The sequence below is a fragment of the Brevibacillus formosus genome, from assembly GCF_003013405.1.
Classification (GTDB): Bacteria; Bacillota; Bacilli; order Brevibacillales; family Brevibacillaceae; genus Brevibacillus; species Brevibacillus formosus.
Genome location: NZ_PXZL01000036.1, coordinates 12,542 through 34,033, shown reverse-complemented (window position 1 = coordinate 34,033; position 21,492 = coordinate 12,542). Strand labels below are relative to the sequence as shown.

Here is a 21,492-nt window from a genome sequence, read left to right as displayed (position 1 = left end):
CCCCGCGAATCCCTTCGGAGTGGACAGTCCCAACCCTCAGCGGGACGGAGCACTGAGCCTAGACCGGAAATATTCTTCTCCCTACCGCAGCCACATGCGGCCCTGAAAATATTTTTTAACTTCCTATGCGTTTGAAAGGAGTCCAGACCATATGCAAGCTTTGGAAACCCAACGGCTTACGTTATCGTACGGAGAACGCAATATCATTGAAGCGTTAGATTTAAACATCCCGCGTGGAAAAATCACAGTTTTCATTGGCAGTAATGGCAGTGGCAAATCGACGTTGCTGCGCTCTCTGGCACGTTTACTCAAACCAAAGGAAGGCGCCATCCTGCTTGAAGGAGAATCGATCGCAAAACGCTCTACCAAAGAGGTAGCCAAACGTCTTGCCATCCTTCCTCAAGGCCCATCCGCACCAGAAGGGTTGACGATTCTGCAATTGGTCAAACAAGGACGCTATCCTTATCAAAACTGGCTACAGCAATGGTCTGAAGAAGACGAGCAGATGGTCAACAAAGCATTGGCAGCTACTCAACTCACAGAAATGGCTAACCGCGCCGTCGACAGCCTCTCTGGCGGCCAACGCCAGCGCGCCTGGATTGCCATGACACTCGCTCAAGGAACCGAAACCATTTTGCTGGATGAGCCTACGACTTATTTGGATATGTCGCATCAGATTGAGATTTTGGACCTGTTGTTCGAACTGAATCAAACGGAACAGCGCACCATCGTCATGGTTCTCCACGATCTGAATCTGGCTTGCCGCTATGCCCATCATATCGTTGCCGTTCACAATCAGACTGTCGTGGCAGAAGGCGCTCCGAACGAAGTGCTGACGACCGACCTTGTCCGTACGGTTTTCGATATGGATTGCCAAATTACGCAAGACCCGCTGTACGGAACTCCTATGTGCATCCCGTACAGTAAAAGCCGTCTGGGCACTGTGCCGACCGAACAAAAAGCATTCGCCATGTCATAAGCTCCAAACAACAAAAAGACTGTCCATCGAGTCGTATGGGCAGTCTTTTTTCGTAGGCAAAAACGTTCTTCAGGAAGCTAACGGGAAAGTTGCTGCAAAGCCAATGTCGCTTGCTCGTCCATTTTTTTAACCAATTCGGGATCTTCGTAGGTTGCTATCTTCGTATCGATGAGCGCAAGGTTTTTCTGGAATTCCTCGATTTGCTTTTCCACTTGTTCACGATGAGCGATTAGGAGTGCTTTTCTCTCCTCCAACTTTTGGCTACCTTGCTTACACCAATCACTGTATTCCTTGATTTCTTTAATGGGCATACCGGTATTTTTAAGGCAGCAGATTAAGGCTATCCAGTTGAGATCCAATTCACTAAAGAGACGGTTGCCGTTTTTGTCTCTTGAGACAAAGGGTAGCAGGCCTTCTTTGTCATAGTAACGCAATGTATGAGCGGGTAGGCCGAATCTGTCAGCCACCTGCTTAATCGTGTAAAACATGCTTTTCACTCCCCCTTGACTTAAAGTAAACTTTAACCTTTATGCTCACTATAGATCACATGTTTACAACCATTCAAGTGGTCCAACCATAACGTAAAGGGGATAAATTGGTATGAAAAAAACACAAAAGATCGCGCTGGTAACGGGTGGTAGTCGCGGGCTAGGGCGAAATTCAGCTATCGCGCTATCTCGAAAAGGATTTGATGTCATCCTGACGTATCATTCTCGCAAGGAAGAAGCGGAATTGGCAATCAAAGAAATTGAGGAGAATGGTCAAAAAGCTGCCGCCCTGCAGCTTGATGCGGGTGACGTATCCACTTTCGAAAGGTTCGCATCCCGCCTTGCCGATGTACTGAAAGAAAAATGGAGTACAGAGCATTTCGATGTTCTGATTAACAACGCTGGTTTCGGAGTGAACGCTCCACTTTCGGCTACTACTGAGGAACAGTTTGACAGCTTGGTAAACGTGCACCTCAAAGGCGTATTTTTCTTAACACAAAAATTATTGCCCCGTATTTCTGATGATGGACGAATCATTAATATTTCGACTGGATTGACCCGGTTTGCACTTGACGGCTATGGAGCATACGCCGCCATGAAAGGCGCCGTCGAAGTATTGACGAGATATATGGCAAAGGAATGGGGAAAACGGGGCATCCGGGTTAATACGATCGCCCCGGGAGCGATTGCTACGGACTTTCAGGGAGGGGCAGTACGGGATAATCAGGATATACATGACTTTATTGGTTCGCAAACAGCGTTAGGCCGGGTTGGGAGAGCTGATGATATTGGTGGTGTTGTCGCTTCATTGTGCACGGACGAAATGGGCTGGGTGAACGCGCAACGAATCGAGGCTTCCGGTGGCATGTTTCTTTAATCCGACAAAAAGAACAGCGGCAGTCCCGGACTTTTTTGCGTCCTGGACTGCCGCGTGCTCTTTTATCTATCCATCATACTTGCTTATTTCTTCAGGTTGTAGAATGCAGAACGACCGCCAAAACGAGCTGTATCAGCGAGTTCGTCTTCAATACGCAGCAATTGGTTGTACTTCGCTACGCGGTCCGTGCGGGAAGGCGCACCAGTCTTGATTTGACCTGCATTTGTAGCTACTGCGATATCAGAGATTGTAGAGTCTTCGGTTTCACCGGAACGGTGGGAAATCACCGCAGTATAGCCAGCCAGCTTCGCCATTTCGATTGCTTCGAAGGTTTCTGTCAGCGTACCGATTTGGTTTACTTTTACCAGAATGGAGTTACCTGTAGAGGTCTCGATTCCGCGAGCCAAACGCTCAGTGTTCGTTACGAACAAGTCGTCACCTACGAGCTGAACTTTGCTGCCCAACTTGTCAGTGAGTGCTTTCCAGCCATCCCAGTCGTCTTCAGACAGACCGTCTTCGATGGAGATGATTGGGTATTTGTTTACCAGATCTTCGTAGAACGCGATCATTTCTTCTGTTGTTTTCACAACGCCTTCGCCTTCGAAGTGGTATTTGCCGTCTTTGAACATTTCTGTAGCTGCTACGTCCAGCGCGAGGAACACGTCTTTGCCTGGCTCATAGCCTGCTGCCTTGATCGCATCCAAAATAGTTGTGATCGCTTCTTCGTTGGATTTCAGGTTTGGAGCGAAACCGCCCTCATCCCCTACTGCTGTGCTGAGGCCTTTTTCACCCAATACTTTTTTCAGGGAGTGGAAAATTTCCGCACCTGTGCGCAGCGCTTCCTTGAAGGAAGTAGCACCTACTGGCATGACCATGAATTCCTGAATATCAACAGTGTTGTCTGCGTGCTTACCACCGTTCAGGATGTTCATCATAGGAACTGGCAACATTCTCGCGTTGAAGCCGCCGAGGTAGTTGTAGAGAGGAACGCCGAGAGAATCTGCAGCCGCACGTGCTACCGCCATGGACACGCCGAGAATCGCGTTTGCGCCCAGCTTGCCTTTGTTTGGCGTGCCGTCGAGCTGAATCATCGCCATATCGATGCCGACTTGATCCAGGGCATCCATGCCGATCAGCTCAGGAGCAATGATGTCATTCACGTTTTCTACGGCTTTCAGAACGCCTTTACCCAAGTAACGGGATTTGTCACCGTCGCGAAGCTCAACTGCTTCATAAGCACCTGTAGACGCTCCAGATGGAACATCTGCGCGACCCATCGAGCCATCTTCGAGATACACTTCTACTTCTACAGTTGGATTGCCGCGGGAGTCCATAATTTCGCGTGCATAAATGTCAGTAATCATTGCCATTTCTCGTCCATCTCCTTTTTTCAAGTGCACTTACAATCTATTTCGATTTAAACGTCAAGCTACCCTTACAGTGTGTCCCAGTGAAGCCTATTTTGCAAGTAACGATTTACCTGTCATTTCAACCGGTTGTACTACCCCCAAAAGCTCCAAAAGCGTTGGCGACAAGTCGGCCAAAATACCGTCTTCGCGAAGAGCAGCCCCGTCTTTTGTAACGATTACAGGCACCGGATACGTACTGTGTGAAGTAATCGGACGTCCCGCTTCATCCAGCATCAGATCCGCGTTGCCGTGGTCAGCTGTGATGACAGCTACGCCACCTTTTGCTACGATGGCATCCACGACTCGGCCCAAGCATGCATCCACCGTCTCGACTGCTTTGATCGTTGGCTCCATCATCCCGGAATGACCAACCATGTCGCAGTTGGCAAAGTTCAGGATGATCGCGTCAAAATTGTCTGCCTCGATCTCAGCGACAACAGCGTCTGTCAGCTCTGGCGCACTCATTTCCGGCTGCAAATCGTACGTCGCCACTTTTGGCGAAGGAATCAGGATGCGTTTCTCACCAGGAAACTCTTTCTCACGACCGCCACTGAAGAAGAACGTCACATGCGGATATTTCTCCGTCTCGGCAATGCGCAGCTGCTTCAAGCCGTGCTGGGAAAGCACCTCTCCCAATGTGTTATCCAGATTGGAAGGCTTGTAAGCGACATACCCGTCAACCGTCTCGGAAAAATGCGTCAGGCACACAAAATGCAGATCGCGCGGGCGCTCATCTCCGCGGTCAAAGCCACGGAAATCTTCATTCGTAAATGCCTGCGACATTTGAATCGCACGATCCGGGCGGAAATTATAAAAAATAATCGAATCGCCGCTTTGAACGGTTGTCACTGGTTTTCCGTCTTCATCAAGAATCACGGTTGGCATGACGAACTCATCCATAATGGACTTTTCGTAGGATTCCTTTACTGCCTGAACCGGATCACGATAAGCCGGAGCATCTGCATACACCATGGCACGATACGCCTTCTCTACCCGATCCCAGCGTTTATCCCGATCCATTGCATAGTAGCGACCTTGTACGGTAGCAATGCGGCCAACGCCGATCTCTGCGATTTTGGCTTGCAGCTGTTCGATATAACCCACTGCACTGTCAGGCGATACATCGCGGCCATCGAGGAAACCATGGATGAACACATCTGCAAAGTCCTGCTTTTTCGCCAACTCGAGCATCGCAAACAGGTGGTCAATGTGACTGTGTACACCACCATCGGACAAAAGCCCGAACAGATGGAGCTGCTTGCCGTTTTGCTTCGCATGCTGAAAAGCAGCGACCAGTGTTTCGTTTTCAAAAAAAGCGCCTTCTTGAATCGACTTGGTAATGCGCGTCAAATCCTGATAAACGACACGCCCTGCCCCGATATTGAGATGGCCTACCTCTGAGTTCCCCATCTGTCCTTCTGGCAGCCCAACAGCCAGCCCACTTGCCTCCAGTGTCGCGTGAGGGTATTGGTTCCAGTAACGGTCAAAATTCGGCTTGTTGGCTTGTGCTACTGCGTTTCCATGCGTTTCGTTCCGCAGAGCAAAACCATCCAAAATCAAAAGGGCAACCGGTTTTGGTCTTTGTGCCATTGCTTTCTCCTCCTATCGAGACGTAGCTCCTGCCACAAGCTGCAAGTAGCTGTCCGCTACGAGACTTGCTCCACCGACCAATGCTCCGTCGATATCCGGCTGTGCCATGTAGCTTGCGATGTTTTCCGGCTTTACGCTTCCGCCGTATTGAATGCGCACTTTCTCGGCTGTCGCTTGTCCGAAGCGTTCTCCGATTACACTGCGAATGATAGCAATCGTTTCATTCGCATCCTCTGCCGTGGAAGATTTGCCTGTACCAATCGCCCAGATCGGTTCGTATGCAATAACGGTATCCGCCACTTGTGCAGCATCCACTCCAGCAAAGGCACCTTCTGTCTGCGCACGAACTACATCAGCTGTCTCGCCCGCTTCCCGCTGCTCCAGACTCTCGCCTACGCACACAATCGGTACGAGACCTGCTGCTAATGCGGCTACAACCTTTTTGTTCACCGTCTCATCTGTTTCATTGAAATATTGACGGCGCTCGGAGTGACCAAGGATCACGTAGTCCACACCGATTTCTTTCAGCATAGACGCGCTGATTTCACCTGTATAAGCACCTTGCTCTTCAAAATGCATGTTTTGCGCGCCGATGGCAATATCCGTGCCCGCCAGCTCTTCCTTAAGTGCAGCCAACGCTGTAAAAGGTGCGCAAATGACTTTTTGTACCCCGGAAGTATTGTTGCCTGCCTTGGCTTCCTGCGCAAACGCTCTTGCCTCGGCCATCGTTTTGAACATCTTCCAGTTCCCCGCGATAATTGGTGTTCGCATGCAAACTCCCCCTCTTCGCTCTTATTTGTTATCTGCCAACACAGCTACGCCTGGCAGTTCCTTGCCTTCCATGAATTCCAGAGACGCTCCGCCGCCTGTAGAAATGTGTGTCATCTGCTCGGCTACGCCTGCTTTTTCCACAGCTGCTACGGAATCACCGCCACCGATGATCGTCGTACCGCTGCATGCTGCCATTGCCTTGGCTACGCCAATCGTGCCGCCTGCAAAAGCATCCATTTCAAATACGCCCATCGGACCGTTCCATACAACCGTTTTCGAATCTACAATGACGCTGTGGTACTGTTCCACTGTTTTTGGACCGATATCGAGTGCCATCCAGCCCTCTGGAATCGCATCGATTGCCACGACCTGCTTTTCTGCATCTGCCGCAAAACGGTCAGCTACTACAACATCAACTGGCATCAGCAATTGAACGCCGCGCTCTTTTGCCTGATCCATCAACGTACGTGCGAGGTCGAGCTTGTCGTCTTCACACAGAGAGGCACCAATGCCATAACCTTGTGCTTTGAGGAATGTATTCGCCATACCGCCGCCGATAATCAGGTGATCGACTTTGGTCAACAAATTTTCAATGACAGCAATTTTATCTTTTACTTTTGCACCGCCGACAATCGCTGTAAACGGACGCTCCGGATTGGACAAGGCTCCGCCCATAAAGCGAATTTCCTTTTCCATCAACAAGCCCGCAACTGCTGGTATGTACTCAGCGATTCCCGCTGTAGAAGCATGTGCCCGGTGAGCTGTTCCGAATGCATCATTGACAAACAGATCAGCCAAGGCCGCAAAGCTTTTTGCCAGTTCTGGATCGTTCTTTTCTTCTCCCGCATGGAAGCGCACGTTTTCCAACAGTATGACGTCGCCAGACTCCATCCGTTCTACTGCCGCCTCTACGTCAGCACCATGGCAATCCTCCAGCTTACGCACGTCCTTGCCCAAAAGCGAAGACAAATGGGCTGCGACAGGAGTAAGACGCATCTCTTCCACTACCTGGCCTTTAGGACGACCAAAATGGCTCGCCAGGATTACTTTGGCTCCTGCCTCCATCATGAAACGGATGGTTGGTACAGCAGCACGAATGCGTGTATCGTCGGTGATTACCCCGTCCTGCATCGGCACGTTAAAGTCGACACGGCAGAATACGCGCTTGCCTGCCAGCTCAACATCGCGGATAGATTTCTTGTTCATGAACGATCCTCCCAAATCATTGGCTTTTTATTCGGAAAAAAGATATGGGAAAAGGGAGATTGCTCTCCCTTTTTCCACAACAGTTCTATTTTACGTGTTAGAAGCCGCGCTGTGCAACATAATGACACAAGTCTACGACACGATTGGAGTAACCCCACTCGTTATCGTACCAGGAAACGACTTTCACCATGTTTCCTTCTAGCACCATTGTAGACAAAGCATCGATTGTGGAGGATGCAGGGTTTCCATTGTAATCAGAGGATACGAGCGGCTCTTCGGAGTAGCCGAGAATGCCTTTGAGCGGGCCTTCTGCCGCTTCTTTCAGAGCGTTGTTGATTTCTTCAACAGTTGCGTCTGTCTTCAGCTCAACTACCAAGTCCACTACGGATACGTTTGGAGTTGGTACGCGCATAGCGAAACCATTCAGCTTGCCTTTCAGCTCAGGCAGTACGAGTGCTACTGCTTTTGCCGCTCCGGTAGAGGTTGGAATGATGTTCTCCGCAGCTGCACGGGCACGGCGCAAATCTTTGTGCGGCAGATCGAGAATTTGTTGGTCATTGGTGTAAGAGTGAACGGTTGTCATCAATCCGCGTACGATGCCGAATTTGTCATTCAGAACTTTTGCGAACGGCGCCAAGCAGTTCGTTGTGCAGGATGCGTTGGAGATCACAGTGTGTTGTGCTGGATCGTACTTGTCTTCGTTTACACCGATTACGACTGTAATGTCTTCGTTTGTTGCTGGAGCGGAGATGATGACTTTTTTCGCGCCACCTTCCAGGTGCTTCGCTGCATCTTCGCGCTTCGTGAAGCGTCCAGTCGATTCCACTACGATTTCAACACCGTAATCTGCCCACTTCAGTTGAGCTGGGTCGCGCTCTGCCAATACCTTGATTTCTTTGCCGTCAACGATGAGCGTGTTTTCGGAAGCTTCAACGCTCACGTTCAGAACACCATGAACAGAGTCATATTTCAAAAGGTGCGCCAGTGTATGTGCATCTGTCAGGTCATTGACTGCCACGATTTCTACATTCGGATTGTTCAGCGCTGCACGAAATACGTTACGACCAATACGACCAAATCCGTTAATACCTACTTTTACCATAATGTATACCTCCTGCTCATTAGCTAGCTTTATTCTTCATCGCGAGAAACCTGCCCTCTGGCGAAAACCAGCGGGTCGACAATATCGTAACAATCGGTAATAAGATTGGGAAAAACACAAAGGGCAGCGTCTGGAGCGTCGAAACACCTAACGTGAACGCCATCATCATCGAGAGACCGTTCCACGGGATCAGTACAGGCATGACAACTGTGGAGTCCAGCATCGTCTTGCCCAACAGCTCGCGCCCTCCCTCCCATTGGGAGAACCTCCCGAGAAGAGTCGAACCGAGAACCAGAATCGGAATGGTTTGATTACAGCTGATAATGACCACTAACAACGACAATGCCGCTGCTTTCGCTACCAATACCGTCTTATTTTTTGTATGGCCCATCATTTTGTCTACGATGGGGGTTAATAAATTGGCTCTGTTCAAAATGCCGTTTAAAAAGCCGGCGAGAATGATTAACGCCAGAACACTGAAGATGGCGAACATCCCGCCCCCATGGACCAGTTGATCCAGCGGCGTTCCTGAATGAAGCTCAAATCCAACTAGCATCGATGTAAAAAACGTCTTCACATCCAAATTCCCATTGATCCCGACTAAAATCGCACTGGCTCCGATACCGAAAAACAATGCCTTCACCGCTTTTACTCTCAGTGCAAAAGAAGCAATTAATACGACGAGCGGCAGCATCAAGCTCCAATGTACCGAGAAATACCTGACCAACAGCTCTTGGTACATTTGAATGGTATCCGTCGAGTTCGCCTGAGGTCGAAACAGATCAAGGATCAGGAAAAGTAACGCGCAAATCGCTACCGTAAGCAAAGCAGGGCGCCGTAATCTTCTTTCCTGCTCTTCTGTCATTCCGACATTGGAAAGCACCAGTAATCGACTGCTGGATATCGGCGAGAAACGTTCCCCCACCATCGCTCCAGAGATGAGCGCACCTCCAACAATCGCAGGTGATATCCCTGCTGCGTGTGCAATGCCCATCAAGGACAGCCCAATCGTACTCAGCGTACCGATTGATGTACCCAATAAATAACTGACGCCTGCGGTTAACAGAAAAGAGAGAACGAACAAATACTCGACATTCACAATCGATAATCCGTAGTAAATGATGGCGGGAATGGTTCCTCCCATCATTAGTAGCGGAATCAAGAGTCCTACTAAAAACAGAATCGTAAGGACGGGCTTTGCCTTTTGGACACCTTCCCAGCCAAACACGAACTGCTGCTTCCACGGATAACCCAATCTTTTTACACTAACCAGTGTGACCAAGATCGCAAAAACAATCCCCCATGCGATCGGAAAACCGAGCGATAGGCTCAAAATGATGCCAGCGATCATTGCCAAGATGGGTGTTACCGATGTGATAGACATGCGACCGACTTCCTTCCGTTACAATCGTGCGGACAACAGCGTGTAAGCTGCCCCTTCGTCCGTAATGAGTACATTCTGACACGATTGCTTAGCAAAGGAAAGAATCGCTTTTGCCTTGCTTTCGCCCCCCGCAATGGAGAGCACCGTTTCTGCCTTGTGCACTTCCTCTAGCTGTAAACCAATTGTCGGCATTCTGTGGACCGTTTCTCCCGCTTCATTAAAGTAGTAGCCAAATGCTTCTGATACAGCACCTGTCTCCACTAATTCTGCGAGCTCTTCCTCCGAATAATTCCGTCTTCTCGCCATCGTGACGGCATCCCCGATTCCATGCAAAACGATTCGAGTCTTGCCCAAGAGCGACAATACATCTTGCACTTGCGGCTCTTTGACCAATGTCTGCAAGGCTTCTGGATGAAGGCGATCTGGTACGTGGAGAAGCCGATAAGAAGCACCTGTTTTCGCTGCCATGGCGGAAGCGAGCGTATTCGCTTGTAGCTCTACGCGTTCTCCCAGTCCACCGCGAGCAGGGACAAACTGAACGTTTTTGAACGAAGCAGAAGGCGTCAAATGACTTGCTACGCTGGCGATGGATGAACCACCCGTTACCGCTACAATGTCTCCTTCTTGCACGACCTGTTTGAGGACCCTTGCCCCTACCCGTCCAAGCTCTTCCTTTACCCAAGGCGATTGGTCTGCATTGCCCTGCACCACAATGACTTCTGCTATGCCCAGCTTTTTTTGCAGGCGCTCTGCCAAGTCAGTAAGGCCGAATAGCTCTCCGACGAGAGGCTCCATGTCGTCCAAGACTTGTTGTCCTTCTTCACTCAGGCTCATTCCCGCAGCCGTTACATGAAGGAGCCCCGTTTCTTTTAGCAGTTCCACTTCTGCCCGCAAAATACGCTCAGTGGTGTCCATGGCTTGAGCTAGACCTCTTCTGCCAATCGGCTGCAAATGATAGATGGATCGGAGCAACATGTACCGCTGACGCAAAACCTGAATCAAGTCAGGCAACAATTTTTGTTGCAGTTCCAGTAAACGTCGCATTTTACCTTCTTCCTTGGTTACAAATTGTTTGATCGGGACTTTTTATGTCCCTGTATATACATTTTATGTCCCGCTTGGTGCAAAAAAAAGAGATCACTTGCTACAACTTGAATGTATCATATTTAACCATATCTTGCAAGTTCCCCAAAGCCCCTATAAAAAAGTGCCACTCATGACCGAGCGGCACGTCTCTGTAATTCGCTTCGCAGTTCCTCGAGCGTCACTACATGTGTAATGGAACGAAATACGATCTCTCCATCTATCTCGACTACTGGAATGACGAGCATCATTTCTTCATGCAAGACCGGATCACTTTCAATTTCAACCATGCGCATACGAAGGGGGAACTCCTCCGCCAGACTGCGGATGTAGAGCTCCACCTCGTCGCACAGATGACATTTGTTTCGTCCGTACAAGACAATATCAAACGTTTTTTCATTCATTCTCATTAAAACCTCTTTCGTTTGGCCGACGATGGGATCAGCATTTCTTCCCGGTACTTGGCAACCGTACGGCGGGAGATTTCAATCCCTTCTGTAAGCAGCATCTCACCCAGCTTTTGATCAGATAACGGAGCCTTCCGATCTTCTTGCTCGATCAGTGCTTTGATTCTGCGCTTAACACTCTCAGAAGAAGTCGCTTCCCCACTGGAAGTAGAGAGTGCTGACGTAAAGAAATACTTTAGCTCAAAGATTCCACGAGGTGTCTGGACGTACTTGTTGCTGGTTGCCCGACTGATCGTCGATTCGTGCAGGCCGACCCGCTCTGCAATTTCCTTTTGTGTCATAGGCTTTAAATAATGAATCCCCCGATCAAAAAACTCCCGTTGCATATCGAGGATGGCCTGTGTTACACGCATGAGCGTCAGGCGGCGCTGCTCCAGACTTTTTGCCAGCCACATGGCGGCATTCAGCTTATCGTGAATGAACTGCTTGGCTTCATCCTGACTTTTTTGCTGGCTGAGCATTTTTTCATAAAAGCTGTTGATTTTCAGCCGCGGTGCAGCGACATCATTGACCAATACTACATAATCATTCCCGACCTTCTCTACTGTCACATCTGGAATGACATATCTTGTCTCTACTGAGGAAAAGGACGCCCCAGGCCGCGGATTGAGCGTACGAATCAGATCTGCCATCGCCTGTACCTCTTGCGGTGTACATCCGATTTTGTCTGCGATCCGCTGATAGCGATTGTCCGCCAAATCTTGCAGATGGTTGCGAACGACCTGCACGATTTTTTCATCATCGAGTGCCAAATGCTCCAGTTGCAGCAAAAGACATTCTTCCAGGCTGCGTGAAGCTACACCTACTGGATCAAAATGCTGCAAAACGGACAACACGTCCTCAATCTCCAGCATTTCAGCGCCGAGGCGCGCACTCGCTTCCTCCAGTGTAATTTCCAAATACCCCTTCTCATCCAGATTCCCGATCAAAAAGAGAGCGATCTGTTTTTGCAGCGACGAGAATCCTTTTACATAGCCAAGTTGACGCTCGAGATGTTCGTACAGCGTCTCCGCACCTTGCTGGACGTAATCCAGCGGATTGTAAGTGCTTTCATTTTTCGACGAACCGTACTCACCTGTCGCGCGATTGCCTACGATTTCTTTCCAGTCAATCTCAGGAGCTGGTTTCTCTGCTTTTGCAGAAGCGACTTCTGCTGCCACTTCAAGGTCGAAAACAGGATTTTCATTGGCCTGATCCTGCAAATAGGAGATGAGATCAATGGCTGAATACTGCAATATGGTAATCGCTTGGCGTAATTCCGGCGTCATCACTAATTTCAGTGTTTGTTCTTGAAATAACCCCAATCCCATGTTCATGAAGCTCGCCTCCTTCGCACTTGCTCATGCTGCTCGATGACTCTTTATTTTCATTATATTCGTTCTCTCATGCAATTTTCCTGCCAAATTATGATACAGCAGCACAAAAAAGTGACCCTTGTGGTTAGAGTCACTTTAGGCGGTTTTCCTATCCTTGACGGCTGCGGTAAAGCATCATGATAAAAAATGGCGCCCCTACTGCTGCCGTAAAAACGCCAACAGGCACATCCAGTGGGACAAACAGCGTACGTGCCACCAAGTCAGCCACTAAAACGAAAAGTCCACCCAGTATAGCGGAGGCAGGGAGCAAACGACTGTAGCCTGAACCAATCAGCTTGCGTGCCATATGCGGAGCCATCAAGCCAACAAAGCCTATTCCTCCTGCAATCCCAACTGCCGCCGCTGCTAAAGCCACACTAATGGCAATCAAAATGAGCCGCTTTCGTTCAACAGAAACGCCCAATCCTTTTGCTACTTCGTCCCCTAGCTCCAGTGAATTCAGTGTCCTTGCCTGCATCATAATCAGAATGAAGAATCCGACTGTCCACGGAAGTAAGCTAAACACATGATTCCACGAACTCCCGTACACAGTCCCGGACATCCAGCCAAGCGCTTGAGAAGCGAGATAGATCGGACCGGATAAGATGAAATAAATAGACAATGCACTCATTGCCGTTGAAATCGACACACCAATCAAAGCAAAGCGAAACGGAGAGACCCCACGTTTCCAAGCAGTTATATAGGTGAGAAAAGCAGCAAAAAATCCACCAACTAACGCTGCGACTGGCAGCCAGTGAATACTGTACGCCCCGTTGGAAAATGCGATGAATGCCATAGCCGAAGCTGTTGCACCACTTGTGGTTCCGATCAAATCAGGGGAAGCCAGCGGGTTACGGACGAGGGCTTGGAGAATAGCACCGGAGACAGCTAACGCTGCGCCCACAAGTACCGAGAGCAAAATACGCGGCAAACGCAACTCGAGCACGATGAGCTGCTCAGTGCCGTTTCCCAAACCAACCAATGTTTTCAAAACTTCCGACACTGGAATGCGTGTACTGCCCAATCCGATACTAATGATTACAGAAGTCACCAGCAGAATAGCCAAAAGAATCAAGATACCCATCGACCGTTTTTCCACATGAAAGGAGAACATCGGCTTCTGACTGCGAATCACTTTAAAGTTATTCATGTGCCCTCCCCCTTACAATAGCAATGACGAAAGGCACTCCTAGAACAGCAGTAGCTACTCCTACAGGAACTTCCTCCTGCACAAGCAAGAACCGTGAAATCACGTCAGCCACAACCAGGAATATAGCACCTAACACGACGCTGTAAGGCAAAATCCAACGGTGATCAAAGCCAACCAAATACCTCGCAATATGGGGAATCATGATTCCAACAAAGCCAATGGGGCCGGTCAAGGCTACAGACCCACCTGCAAGAAGCACGACAACCAGTACGATCGCCGACTTTATCCAAATAATCTTTTGTCCCAGACCTGTGGCAACATCATCACCCAGTGCCATCAAATTGAGCGAGCCAGCCATAAAACCTGCCAACATCCACCCACAGAACAAATAAGGAATAATCATCAAGGCATGCTGCAAATCGCGTCCAGACACAGATCCTACCAGCCAATAGAGCGCTTCCTCTAACGTCTGGTTACTCATCAGCATCAACAGGGAAGTTAACGCGGAGGAGAAAGCGGCCACAGCCGAGCCTGCAAGTGTCACTTTTAACGGCGAGCTCCCACCTCGTCCTGCCGACCCCAGCAAATAAACCAGAATAGCCGTAAATCCCGCGCCCAAAAATCCAATCCACATCAACTGTGTAAAGGCAAAAACGTTCCCTGCCAAAAACAGCGCAATCACAATGAACAGGGCCGCTCCCGAATTGATACCCAAAACAGAAGGGGAAGCTAATGGATTGCGGGTGAGTGCTTGTAGAAGAACTCCCGCTACAGCCAGGCTTCCTCCAACAAATGCAGCCGTAATTGCCCGAGGTACTCTCGTATCCTTAATAATAAGATGTTCCGTGCTCCCATCGAACTGAGTATACGCCTCAATGGCTGTTGATAGAGGGAAGTTTTGCAATCCATACAGTACGCTTGCCGTCATGGCCAGCGCAAGAAGCACGATCCCCATAATCAATACAGTCCATTTTTGAACACGGCTGCATAAAAAAGATTGCACGTTCGATCCCCTTCTCTCATGCTGCTGCCCATTTAAATATGGACCGAGTTCATATTCATGAAAAAATCCACTAAAACCATGTTTTTTCGTTTGCATTTTGCCTGTTCGCTGTCATATAATGAAATAGTGTCATTAAAAAACACTATACGCCTGTAGCTCAGTGGATAGAGCAATGGTCTCCGGAACCATGTGCGGGGGTTCGATTCCCTTCAGGCGTACCATAATTGCTAACCAAAAGGCTGGATGCTTCCAGCCTTTTTAATTTGTCTATCTCTTCAATTAGTTGATATCCGCGAAGATCTTCTCGATATCCTTCACCATCAAGTTCGCTGCCAGGATTCCCCCAGCCGTATTCCAAATAGCTTCGTTTACTTGATACGCACGGCCTGTCTGTACCACCTTCATGTTCTTCGCGAGTGGATCACTTAGCCATTCTTGTGCGGTCTTCGAAGCTCCGGTATCCCCATTACGGTCAGAGGTGAAGTAAAAGAAAACATCCCCATCCAGTACATTGATCTGCTCTTTTGCGATATCTTTGGAAAACTCCGCCTTGTTCTGCTCCGCTGGACGTGCAAAGCCTAGCTTGTCGAAAATAACTCCTGCAAAGTTTTGTTTATAGTAGACACGTACTTTCCCAGGCTGGAATCGCGCCAACGAGATTTCCATCTTCGTTTTGTCACCTAGCTTGGTTTTTGTGTCTGCGATCAATTTGTCAAAGTCAGCCAAGATTTTCGTTCCTTCTGTTTCCTTATTTAACGCATGCGCATATAGTTCGAAATTTTCAATCATGCTGTCACCAAGGTTTTCAGTAAATACGGTTGGTGCGATCGCTGATAACTGTGTGTAAATCTTCTCTTGTCGCACTTTTGTCCCGAGGATCAGGTCGGGCTTTAAGCTCGCAATCAGCTCCATATTAGGCTGTGTCTCATCCCCTACGACTTCAACCCCACTCATCTGATCTTTTATATGGTCGAACCACGGTTCCCCGATCCACGATTTAACTGCTCCTACCGGCTTGATTCCCAATGCAAGCAAGCTCTCTGTCCCTTGGTTGGTCAAAACAACGATACGCTCTGGTGTGCCCTTGATTTCTGTTTCACCCATGGCATGTACAATCTTGCGAACCTGTTCTGTCTGTGGCTTTTCTGTTTGTGCCTGTTGGGCTGGAGCAGCCGTTTCCGTACCGCAAGCTGCCAAAAGCAACGACATGATCATCGTTACAAGCAGCGGAAGCTTTCCTTTTTTAAACATGAGTTGCGTCCCCTTTTATGCTAATGAATATCATTATCAATTTGGAAGTAAAAAAATAGGCCTATCTATTCGTGCTTCCTCTACACCATGATCTCCCACTGCGCAAAGGGAGATCAAATGTTACAATTGTACACTAATATAGATATCTCCTATTTTCAATTGAATTCAGGAAAAACCACTCGAAAATAGACAAATGCAAGGATGTGTCACATTTGAATCTTAGCCTAAGAAATCGAACACAACCGTCAAAAGAATGGATCACTCTTGCTCTCTTTCAACTCATGGAAAAAACGCAATACTCCCACATCTCCATTACCGAAATCACACGAAAAGCAGGGCTTGCCAGACAAACCTTTTATCGCAATTACGAGGATAAAGACGAAATCTTATATGAATACTTGTGCGCTCAGTATGCGAGCTACTGGAGAATCATAGATGAAGATAACGAGCTGAATGAAGATATGCTGATCGCTTTTTTTGACATGTGGCAGCAGCACACTCCCCCTTCCTTAATAGAGAACATTTGCAGTGGAGACAGGAAAGTGAGACAGATCATTTTTCGGAGCGTTGACTTTTCTATTCAAGAGCGTTTTCCAAACAGGACCAACCCAGAGAGCCTCCATCAACAGGAGAGCCTCCATTACTATGCACAAAGGTCAATGTCCTCCACCCTTCATGTTCTTTTGATTGAGTGGACGTTGAGACGATTTCAAGAGTCCTGTAAAGAGATGGGGCGACTTGCCTTTCAATTGACAGGCTCGATGCGAGAGCTTTTGATTTAATAAGCTTCACCCTTATTGTCATACATTCTAGGTAATGAAATGCAGCCCACCTCCTAAAGGAGAACGGGCTGCATTTTTCGTTAAAGACCTATTTTTGAAAAAGAATGGAGAGTTCGCTAACCTGTATAGTCTACAAGTAGCCAGTTAAACCTTACTGGTTAAAGATGGCTTTGAATGCGTAGGGCGCTGGCGCAATTGGGGTAGATTCAAATTTTTTAGTGATTAATGTTGATACTATATAATATTCCCTTGTTTAGACCAATAAGTATGAACTATCCTACCGCCTTGTTTAATTACCATGATACTGAATTCACCCGGCGGTGAGGATAATTTTTTTCATGGATTATCCCTCTAAGTACATTAGTAGGAATAGTCAGTGATTTTATTGGTTATAAATAGCTTTAAATGCATATGGAATTGGTTTGATTGGCTTTGAATCAAATGCAGAGTAGTCATAAATCATGATGTAGTAAAGGCCCTCTTGTGTGAGGTCTTGTGTGAAGCTTAACTTCCCATTTTCTACAAAACGAGGTGCCCCTGACATTTTGCTTTCATGAAACACCGCTACCCGTAGGTTTCCTTTTTCTGATGTTAAGCTACTAATCGCAAAATTAAGTTGTCCCGGTTTCGCGTAAAACTTAAACCAATCAACATCTTTGTTATGACCAATCTCTGCTGAATAGGAAACATTTGAGTTAGCAAATGAAGCAAATGGAAGATCGTCGTTTGGCTCATAAGGATCGTTTGCCGACGCAGCTTTTTGAGATGATTTCGAGATTTTTACAGGTTCTGCAGCCAGTGCAGATACAGATGCAGATAATACGAGTGACAGGCTTAATAAACTTGCTACGACTTTTTTCACGAATAAATCCCTCCAAAAGCTGTGATAGTAGGTACTATTATTTTTTACCATTTTATAGCTTAATTGTAAATATAAGTTTTGTAATTTTTTGTAATAATTTGATGATTTCACTAGAATGAACTGTTAATAGGGGTTCCCATGCACAAAGAAGCCCTTAACGATTAATCCCATTGATTATCATAAATGTAATCTATACTAATCTTTACCATATTTAAAGCGTTTTGTAAATTCGAATCTTGTAATATTTTGTAATAAATTGACAGATAGTAAACACCAAAACCCCTGAAGCACTACTCTCCTTCAGGGTCCTCACTCAACTATTAATAAACACACTTCGATTCCCTACTGATGATTCCTCGTTTTATACAAAAGATACACAAAAAACGGAGCTCCAATCGCTGCGGTAAAAATCCCAGCTGGCAAATCATGCGGTAAAAACACGGTTCTCCCAATCAAATCAGCCAAGACGACAATCATCCCGCCCAAAACGGCGGAAGCCGGCAGCAAGTAGCCATACGCAGAACCTACTAGCCTACGAGCAATATGTGGAGCCATCAAACCGATAAAACTGATTCCTCCTGCCACTCCGACCGCAGCGCCAGCCAACGCCACACTAATCGCAATCAGGAGCAATCTCTTCTTATCAATCGCTACGCCAATGCCTTTGGCAATATCATCACCGAGTTCCTGGGCATTCAAATAACGGATTTGGAAAATCGTAGCGCCGAGAAATAAAACAGTCCACGGAAGCAAGGTCATCACATTTACCCAAGACATACCGTACACGGTTCCTGTCATCCACCCGAGAGCGTTTGAGGCTTTGTGGGTTTGGGTGATCACCATGAAAAAGATCGTTAATGCCCCCATGCCTGCTGAAATACATACACCCACAAGCGCGAGACGAAAAGGGGAGACTCCCTCCTTCCACGCCGTGAGATACGTAAGCGTAGCGGTTAACAATCCACCGATCAAGGCCACCAATGGCATCCATTGCACACTTACATCTTTTGCGAAGGTGATAAATGCTACCGCTGCTGCCGTCGCTCCCGCTGTAGTCCCGATTAAATCAGGCGAAGCTAACGGATTTCGCACCAAGGACTGCAAGATGGCCCCCGATACCGCCAGGGAAGCCCCTACCATAACTGAAACGACAACGCGGGGCAATCGCCAATCGAGCACGATCAATTCATTCTGTTCACTGCCCGCCCCTATAAAAGCTTTGATGACTTCCCACACAGGAATATGCAAGCTTCCTAAGCCAATACTCAATACAATCACAACAGATAACAGCAAAAATAGTATAAAATTAATTCCTAACGCACGCTTATTTACATGAAACGAGAGCGCTGGCTTTTTCGTTCGAATGACTACATGTCTATGCATACGCCCTCCTCCTGACCAGCGGGATGATAAAAGCCACTCCGATCATGGCGGTTGCTACGCCTACTGGGACTTCCAGACGCATAGGCATCAATACAAGGCGAGCAAGCAAATCAGCGCAAACCAGAAAAGCTCCGCCGAAGACAATCGAATAGGGAATCAACCAGCGATGATCAAGACCGACTAAAAAACGACATAGATGCGGTATGATGATGCCCACAAATGCAATCGGTCCGGCGAGCGCGACACTCCCACCTGCCAAGAGCACCACGATCAATATCGCTGTAGCTTTTACCAAAATAATTTTTTGGCCCAAGCCAGTCGCTACATCATCACCGAGTACCATCAAGTTTAACGAGCCGGTCAGTAGCACAGCGCCTAACCAGCCTACGAACAAATAAGGAACGATCATAAAAAAATGATCGAGCTGTCTTCCCTCCACAGAACCAACTAGCCAGTAAAAGGCCTCTGTCATCGTCTTTTCTTGCAGCAGCATAAACAGAGAGGTCACAGACGAAGCAAAAGCGGCAACCGCTGCACCCGAAAGTGTCAGCTTAATCGGAGTCATGCCTCCCCGCCCTGCGGAAGCCAACCCGTATACAAGCAGAGCAGTTACACCCGCTCCGATAAAGCCTGCCCACATCATTTGCGATACTGGGAACTGCGAGCCAAAAACAGCAATCGTCGTCACAATAGCTGCTGCAGCTCCAGCGTTCACACCGATAAGAGATGGTGAAGCCAAAGGGTTGCGGGTCAACGCCTGCAACAAAACACCTGCTACAGCGAGGCTGCTCCCCACCGCTACCGCTGTCAGTGTACGCGGCATTCGGGAAGTCGTAATAATCAAATGTTCCTCCGAGCCGGAAAATTGGGTGTATGCCTCTACTGCCGTAGTGAGTGAATACCGATTGATTCCGAAAAGGATACTCGCTACCATCACAACTGCCAGAACGACGAATCCTGCTATGAGCACAGTTGTCTTTTGCAGTCGGCTGGACAAAATCACATTCACGCCTGTTCCCTTCTTTCCGTTGCATTCTACCTATTCTGTCTATTCGCTACTTATGTATGTAAGTTTCTCCCACTAATCAGTCTAAGCTTGCGGATAGGGCTAGTCAATGATATTGATTTTTATTATCGCTATTGGAAAATCCACCACAAAAATATCTATAGTTTTCCTTTAATTCCAAAAAATATATTGACACATTGTCATATATGCATATAAAGTAGTGAGGAAAAATGATAATCATTATCAGTTAAAAGGGGGATTTTCCATCATGCGCAAAACTTCCCTGCGTTTGATGCTCGGGGCTATGCTTTCCGCTGTCATGCTCGTAACAGGTTGCGGAGGACAGGCAACACCTTCATCCGACTCATCTTCTACTACACCAGCCGCGTCAACAACTGCACCTGCACCGGCAGCGTCTGAAGAGAGAGAAGTAAAACACTTTATGGGGTCAACAAAAATAAAAGGAACTCCTCAACGTGTCGTCGCTCTCACCAGTGAAAGCACAGAGGCTGTTCTTGCATTAGGGATTACGCCAGTTGGGGCTGTCATGAGTGGCCTCGGCAAACCTGGTGACCCATGGCATCCACATATTAAAGAGAAAATGAAGGATGCAGTTGAATTGGGTGATGAGAACCAACCAAACGTTGAGCTGATCGCCAGCCTGAAGCCAGACCTGATTCTGGGAACAAAAGGACGCCAAGGGCAAGAAAAAGTATACGCTCAGCTTTCCGCGATTGCTCCAACCGTCTTCTCCGAGGATCTCGTTGGCAGATGGAAAATCAACTTTGCCCTTTACTCAGAAGCGCTGAATAAAAAAGCTGAAGGCGACAAGCTGATGGCTGATTTTGATAAGAAGATTGAGGAAGCAAAAGGAAAATTGGGTGACAAGACGAAGATGAAAGTCTCTGTCGTTCGTTTCGTAGCTGGCAAAACTCGTCTTTACTTGAAAGACACTTTCTCTGGTGTTGTTTTGAGCCAGCTCGGCTTTGCTCGACCAGCCTCCCAAGACATTGATGAGTTCAAAAAAGACATCCCAAAAGAGCTCATGTCTGAAATGGATGGCGACGTCATGTTTTACTGGATCGGCGATTATTCCGGTGATGGATCTGCCAATAAATACACCGAGGAATGGATGAAAGATCCGCTCTATCAAAAACTGAATGTCGCGAAAAACAATAAAGCATTCCAAGTTGACGAAGTGATCTGGAACGTAGGCGGCGGTATCCTTTCTGCTGAACTGCTTGTTGATGACATCGTAGAACGCTTCTCCAAACTGTAGGCTACATACTTTCCGATACCGTTAATAAAGCAGGAGTGGTTTAGATAACCACTCCTTTTCTTTTG

General features: G+C 47.8%; 20 protein-coding genes and 1 tRNA gene. 5 read left to right on the top strand and 16 right to left on the bottom strand.

From position 1 onward, the window contains the following. The first annotated feature begins 151 nt into the window (after nucleotides 1-151). Nucleotides 152-979 carry an ABC transporter ATP-binding protein gene (locus C7R91_RS26655; protein ID WP_047069681.1) on the top strand — a complete coding sequence of 276 codons (828 nt, stop codon included), beginning with the start codon at nucleotides 152-154 and terminating at the stop codon, nucleotides 977-979. Between the two features lie 77 nt (nucleotides 980-1,056). Here the strand turns inward: C7R91_RS26655 and C7R91_RS26650 are convergent, their stop codons facing one another. Beyond that, nucleotides 1,057-1,467 (bottom strand): MerR family transcriptional regulator, encoded by a 411-nt coding sequence (locus C7R91_RS26650; RefSeq protein ID WP_047069682.1) that lies wholly within the window; start codon nucleotides 1,465-1,467, stop codon nucleotides 1,057-1,059. 112 nt (nucleotides 1,468-1,579) lie between these two features. Between C7R91_RS26650 and C7R91_RS26645 the strand changes: the two genes are divergently transcribed. Continuing rightward, nucleotides 1,580-2,344 (top strand): SDR family NAD(P)-dependent oxidoreductase, encoded by a 765-nt coding sequence (locus tag C7R91_RS26645; protein ID WP_047069683.1) that lies wholly within the window; start codon nucleotides 1,580-1,582, stop codon nucleotides 2,342-2,344. 83 nt (nucleotides 2,345-2,427) lie between these two features. On the opposite strand, the gene eno is transcribed toward C7R91_RS26645, so the two are convergent. The 11 genes from eno to C7R91_RS26590 form a co-directional block, all read right to left on the bottom strand. Beyond that, nucleotides 2,428-3,714 carry a phosphopyruvate hydratase gene (gene eno, locus C7R91_RS26640; protein WP_047069684.1) on the bottom strand — a complete coding sequence of 429 codons (1,287 nt, stop codon included), beginning with the start codon at nucleotides 3,712-3,714 and terminating at the stop codon, nucleotides 2,428-2,430. Between the two features lie 87 nt (nucleotides 3,715-3,801). Next, nucleotides 3,802-5,343 carry a 2,3-bisphosphoglycerate-independent phosphoglycerate mutase gene (gene gpmI / locus C7R91_RS26635; RefSeq protein ID WP_047069685.1) on the bottom strand — a complete coding sequence of 514 codons (1,542 nt, stop codon included), beginning with the start codon at nucleotides 5,341-5,343 and terminating at the stop codon, nucleotides 3,802-3,804. A 12-nt stretch (nucleotides 5,344-5,355) separates the two neighbouring features. Then, entirely contained in the window at nucleotides 5,356-6,114 is a 759-nt protein-coding gene (tpiA, locus tag C7R91_RS26630; protein WP_047069686.1) for a triose-phosphate isomerase, read from the bottom strand. Nucleotides 6,115-6,135: 21 nt separating this feature from the next. Next, nucleotides 6,136-7,320 (bottom strand): phosphoglycerate kinase, encoded by a 1,185-nt coding sequence (locus tag C7R91_RS26625; RefSeq protein ID WP_047069687.1) that lies wholly within the window; start codon nucleotides 7,318-7,320, stop codon nucleotides 6,136-6,138. 97 nt (nucleotides 7,321-7,417) lie between these two features. Then, nucleotides 7,418-8,422, bottom strand: a complete 1,005-nt coding sequence (gene gap, locus C7R91_RS26620; RefSeq protein ID WP_047069688.1) for a type I glyceraldehyde-3-phosphate dehydrogenase — start codon at nucleotides 8,420-8,422, stop codon at nucleotides 7,418-7,420. Between the two features lie 19 nt (nucleotides 8,423-8,441). Continuing rightward, entirely contained in the window at nucleotides 8,442-9,806 is a 1,365-nt protein-coding gene (locus C7R91_RS26615) for a Na+/H+ antiporter NhaC family protein (RefSeq protein ID WP_047069689.1), read from the bottom strand. Nucleotides 9,807-9,824: 18 nt separating this feature from the next. After that, nucleotides 9,825-10,850, bottom strand: a complete 1,026-nt coding sequence (locus tag C7R91_RS26610; RefSeq protein ID WP_047069690.1) for a sugar-binding transcriptional regulator — start codon at nucleotides 10,848-10,850, stop codon at nucleotides 9,825-9,827. A gap of 170 nt (nucleotides 10,851-11,020) precedes the next feature. Beyond that, nucleotides 11,021-11,299, bottom strand: coding sequence for a glutaredoxin family protein (locus C7R91_RS26605; protein WP_174769385.1), 279 nt, complete (start codon nucleotides 11,297-11,299; stop codon nucleotides 11,021-11,023). Continuing rightward, entirely contained in the window at nucleotides 11,299-12,672 is a 1,374-nt protein-coding gene (gene rpoN, locus C7R91_RS26600) for an RNA polymerase factor sigma-54 (RefSeq protein ID WP_047069691.1), read from the bottom strand. The genes C7R91_RS26605 and rpoN overlap by 1 nt, the downstream gene beginning before the upstream one ends. Before the next feature lie 148 nt (nucleotides 12,673-12,820). After that, nucleotides 12,821-13,861, bottom strand: coding sequence for a FecCD family ABC transporter permease (locus tag C7R91_RS26595; RefSeq protein WP_047069692.1), 1,041 nt, complete (start codon nucleotides 13,859-13,861; stop codon nucleotides 12,821-12,823). After that, entirely contained in the window at nucleotides 13,854-14,864 is a 1,011-nt protein-coding gene (locus C7R91_RS26590; RefSeq protein WP_106786239.1) for a FecCD family ABC transporter permease, read from the bottom strand. The genes C7R91_RS26595 and C7R91_RS26590 overlap by 8 nt, the downstream gene beginning before the upstream one ends. A gap of 146 nt (nucleotides 14,865-15,010) precedes the next feature. Here C7R91_RS26590 and C7R91_RS26585 point away from each other — a divergent pair. Continuing rightward, nucleotides 15,011-15,085, top strand: a tRNA-Arg gene (locus C7R91_RS26585). Between the two features lie 58 nt (nucleotides 15,086-15,143). On the opposite strand, the gene C7R91_RS26580 is transcribed toward C7R91_RS26585, so the two are convergent. Then, the gene (locus C7R91_RS26580) at nucleotides 15,144-16,115 is read right to left on the bottom strand and encodes an ABC transporter substrate-binding protein (RefSeq protein ID WP_047069693.1); all 972 of its coding nucleotides are present in this window, start codon (nucleotides 16,113-16,115) and stop codon (nucleotides 15,144-15,146) included. 212 nt (nucleotides 16,116-16,327) lie between these two features. Here C7R91_RS26580 and C7R91_RS26575 point away from each other — a divergent pair, with 212 nt between their 5' ends. Next, the gene (locus C7R91_RS26575) at nucleotides 16,328-16,897 is read left to right on the top strand and encodes a TetR/AcrR family transcriptional regulator (protein ID WP_047069694.1); all 570 of its coding nucleotides are present in this window, start codon (nucleotides 16,328-16,330) and stop codon (nucleotides 16,895-16,897) included. A 382-nt stretch (nucleotides 16,898-17,279) separates the two neighbouring features. On the opposite strand, the gene C7R91_RS26570 is transcribed toward C7R91_RS26575, so the two are convergent. From C7R91_RS26570 to C7R91_RS26560, 3 genes are all read right to left on the bottom strand, one after another. Then, nucleotides 17,280-17,759, bottom strand: coding sequence for a hypothetical protein (locus tag C7R91_RS26570; RefSeq protein WP_047069695.1), 480 nt, complete (start codon nucleotides 17,757-17,759; stop codon nucleotides 17,280-17,282). A 342-nt stretch (nucleotides 17,760-18,101) separates the two neighbouring features. Beyond that, nucleotides 18,102-19,142: a FecCD family ABC transporter permease gene (locus C7R91_RS26565; protein WP_047069696.1), complete on the bottom strand. Its 1,041-nt coding sequence runs from the start codon at nucleotides 19,140-19,142 to the stop codon at nucleotides 18,102-18,104. Beyond that, complete coding sequence (locus tag C7R91_RS26560; protein WP_047069697.1) at nucleotides 19,135-20,151, bottom strand: FecCD family ABC transporter permease; 1,017 nt, start codon at nucleotides 20,149-20,151, stop codon at nucleotides 19,135-19,137. Before C7R91_RS26560 ends, C7R91_RS26565 begins: the two co-directional genes overlap by 8 nt. Nucleotides 20,152-20,416: 265 nt before the next feature. Here C7R91_RS26560 and C7R91_RS26555 point away from each other — a divergent pair, with 265 nt between their 5' ends. Continuing rightward, nucleotides 20,417-21,427, top strand: coding sequence for an ABC transporter substrate-binding protein (locus C7R91_RS26555; RefSeq protein ID WP_047069698.1), 1,011 nt, complete (start codon nucleotides 20,417-20,419; stop codon nucleotides 21,425-21,427). The last annotated feature ends 65 nt before the right edge of the window (nucleotides 21,428-21,492 follow it).

Bases quoted from the DNA above. Each gene is read 5' to 3' on its own strand.
- C7R91_RS26655 (WP_047069681.1), top strand. From the start codon at position 152: ATGCAAGCTTTGGAAACCCAACGGCTTACGTTATCGTACGGAGAACGC.
- C7R91_RS26650 (WP_047069682.1), bottom strand. From the start codon at position 1,467: ATGTTTTACACGATTAAGCAGGTGGCTGACAGATTCGGCCTACCCGCT.
- C7R91_RS26645 (WP_047069683.1), top strand. From the start codon at position 1,580: ATGAAAAAAACACAAAAGATCGCGCTGGTAACGGGTGGTAGTCGCGGG.
- eno (WP_047069684.1), bottom strand. From the start codon at position 3,714: ATGGCAATGATTACTGACATTTATGCACGCGAAATTATGGACTCCCGC.
- gpmI (WP_047069685.1), bottom strand. From the start codon at position 5,343: ATGGCACAAAGACCAAAACCGGTTGCCCTTTTGATTTTGGATGGTTTT.
- tpiA (WP_047069686.1), bottom strand. From the start codon at position 6,114: ATGCGAACACCAATTATCGCGGGGAACTGGAAGATGTTCAAAACGATG.
- C7R91_RS26625 (WP_047069687.1), bottom strand. From the start codon at position 7,320: ATGAACAAGAAATCTATCCGCGATGTTGAGCTGGCAGGCAAGCGCGTA.
- gap (WP_047069688.1), bottom strand. From the start codon at position 8,422: ATGGTAAAAGTAGGTATTAACGGATTTGGTCGTATTGGTCGTAACGTA.
- C7R91_RS26615 (WP_047069689.1), bottom strand. From the start codon at position 9,806: ATGTCTATCACATCGGTAACACCCATCTTGGCAATGATCGCTGGCATC.
- C7R91_RS26610 (WP_047069690.1), bottom strand. From the start codon at position 10,850: ATGCGACGTTTACTGGAACTGCAACAAAAATTGTTGCCTGACTTGATT.
- C7R91_RS26605 (WP_174769385.1), bottom strand. From the start codon at position 11,299: ATGAGAATGAATGAAAAAACGTTTGATATTGTCTTGTACGGACGAAAC.
- rpoN (WP_047069691.1), bottom strand. From the start codon at position 12,672: ATGAACATGGGATTGGGGTTATTTCAAGAACAAACACTGAAATTAGTG.
- C7R91_RS26595 (WP_047069692.1), bottom strand. From the start codon at position 13,861: ATGAATAACTTTAAAGTGATTCGCAGTCAGAAGCCGATGTTCTCCTTT.
- C7R91_RS26580 (WP_047069693.1), bottom strand. From the start codon at position 16,115: ATGTTTAAAAAAGGAAAGCTTCCGCTGCTTGTAACGATGATCATGTCG.
- C7R91_RS26565 (WP_047069696.1), bottom strand. From the start codon at position 19,142: ATGCATAGACATGTAGTCATTCGAACGAAAAAGCCAGCGCTCTCGTTT.
- C7R91_RS26555 (WP_047069698.1), top strand. From the start codon at position 20,417: ATGCGCAAAACTTCCCTGCGTTTGATGCTCGGGGCTATGCTTTCCGCT.